This window comes from Endozoicomonas atrinae (assembly GCF_001647025.1).
In the GTDB taxonomy this organism is placed as follows: domain Bacteria; phylum Pseudomonadota; class Gammaproteobacteria; order Pseudomonadales; family Endozoicomonadaceae; genus Endozoicomonas; species Endozoicomonas atrinae.
Genome location: NZ_LUKQ02000484.1, coordinates 1 through 2,030, shown reverse-complemented (window position 1 = coordinate 2,030; position 2,030 = coordinate 1). Strand labels below are relative to the sequence as shown.

Sequence of the window (2,030 nt, the reverse complement as noted above, 5' to 3'; positions counted from 1 at the left end):
TCACCTGGTAGAAACCGGCCTGCACCAGAGCCCAATAGCGAAACTCGTCGAAATCCGGCAACGGCGTCACCCAGCGGTTGGAGCCAGCCATCTGCACCGGTGACTGCGGCAAGCGCTCAAACTCGCCATAAGCGATACTGCACAGCTTCATAAACTTGCGGTGGAACCGGGCATTGCGAGCCTTACGGAACTCGGCACTGATCACCTGCCCCGGTTGCAGTTGGAGAATGAACGCCTCATCGTTGGCCGATACCGGCAACAGGATCGGTTGCGGCTGATAACTGCGCACCAGTTCCAGAGCAGCGGCCATCAGAACATCCCCATCAGCTTGGCCCTCGCGCCCTGACCATCCAGCGGATCGATTCCCTGATCGTTCATGGTCTCACGCTGCAACTGGTTTGAGTAAGTCGCCGGATCAAACCGGTGTTCGATGGCCAGCTGATCTTCCAGTGGCAACCCCTGGCATTCACGATTGACCAGTGCCTGATAGGCGACACCAAACTTCCGCTTCACCTCCCGGCACTCCTCCGCCGTGCCGGCATTGCGCAGCTCATACCATCCGGCCGACCGGCCTGCCAGGTACACTGCCCGGTGGCTCCAGCCATGATGCGTGGGTTGACTGGCGTGTTCATTGGCTTCCCGCCAGGCGTTTGCCAGTGCTGGCAGCCCAAGCTCCTCCGGTAGTGGCTGGCACAACTTGCGAAACTCCGGTGCGGTGGGAGGCCATTCACTCCCGGCCAGTCGCACCCTGTTCAGTCCCAGCTCAAGCTGGGTTGGATGCAGGCCATCCAGTGTTTTCAACCACTCGCCATTGCGGTCAGCCAGACCGTATGCACTGGTCCACTTCTGCCCGAACAGGGCGGTCATCGTCGAAAACAGGTTCACCAGGTCCTTCCGGCTCAACGTCGTAGATGACTCCCTGCCCGTCGAAGGCTGCCTGTCCATCGAAATGGCCTGATCCTTCGGGGTGGAGGATGTGGGCGTTGGCCTGTTCGACCTGCTCAACCAGGCTGAGTTTTCCAGAATGTCGCTGCCGCGCTTCATAGTTCACCTTCCATGGATTGCTCACGTTATCGGGATTGTTCAGGTAGGCCGTGGTGGTTTTCACGTACTGGGTACCCGTCACCTGGGTCTCATCGCAGTACCGGGCGTATTTCAGGAGGTTGGCCAACAGGCCTTCAGGGGTATTCCCTTCACCGAGCCGTGTTTTGTAGTGACCAAAGGTTTTGGTTTTGTTGCCCTTGTCGCCTTCCCGTTTTGGATACTGGCTCCACCACTGTTCGAACGATTCTGAAAATCTTGCCTTGTCCGACTTGGATTTGGATTTGGAGGGAGTCGTACCAGTCGTGCTCCCGACACTTGGTGGCACTTCCCCCGTCCTGGGGGGCGTGCGATCGTCAGATCGGACATATGTCTTGTAAAGACTTCTATACTTCTCTTCTTCTCTATTTCTATACTTCTCTAGGCTAACTTCTTCCGAACGAATTTCTAACAACTGTCTAACCTGTTCGGCCAGTTGCTTAACTTCTCTGCAAGCCTTGCCAGCACTGAGTTTATCCACTACTCGCTGAACCACAGGCACAGCTTCAGGCAGAATATCTGGCAGCCTTTCCGGCAGCTCAGTCAATGCACGTAATCGGGCGATAATCTGCTTCTGATTTACCGTTGGGTTATGATCCATGAACCGATGGATACACAGGTAGCTTCCCCGTTCGGAGAGCGTTAGAAAATTGTTAGATTCCAGTTCTGCCAATGTTTTATGAACCATTGCCAGATCCCAGCATAAGTCATCTGCCATATACCCTCTGGACAACTTGAAAATCCCGATCAAGTTGCCATGTCCAGTGGTCAACAGATACAGGGCCATCAGCTTGGCGCTGTCTGACAATGCCTGAATGTCATCACTGATCCAGAAACGACTTTCGATCTTGCCAAAGGTTTTCATCGTCTGCCCTCCCTGGGAAAATAGCGATCAGCCTCATCAACATTGTGCTGGTTAGTACGCATCCACTTATTGATAAAACTCACCA

At 54.7% G+C, this 2,030-nt stretch carries 3 protein-coding genes; all 3 read right to left on the bottom strand.

Annotated elements, in window-relative coordinates:
• A partial coding sequence (locus AK963_RS28205) for a DUF1367 family protein (RefSeq protein WP_139117744.1) occupies positions 1-310 on the bottom strand: 310 nt, incomplete at its 3' end.
• Positions 310-885, bottom strand: a complete 576-nt coding sequence (locus AK963_RS28200) for a replication protein P (RefSeq protein WP_139117743.1) — start codon at positions 883-885, stop codon at positions 310-312. The genes AK963_RS28200 and AK963_RS28205, both read right to left, overlap by 1 nt.
• The gene (locus tag AK963_RS28195; RefSeq protein WP_066018624.1) at positions 818-1,945 is read right to left on the bottom strand and encodes a hypothetical protein; all 1,128 of its coding nucleotides are present in this window, start codon (positions 1,943-1,945) and stop codon (positions 818-820) included. Before AK963_RS28195 ends, AK963_RS28200 begins: the two co-directional genes overlap by 68 nt.
• Positions 1,946-2,030 lie beyond the last annotated feature (85 nt).

Bases quoted from the DNA above. Each gene is read 5' to 3' on its own strand.
- AK963_RS28195 (WP_066018624.1), bottom strand. From the start codon at position 1,945: ATGAAAACCTTTGGCAAGATCGAAAGTCGTTTCTGGATCAGTGATGAC.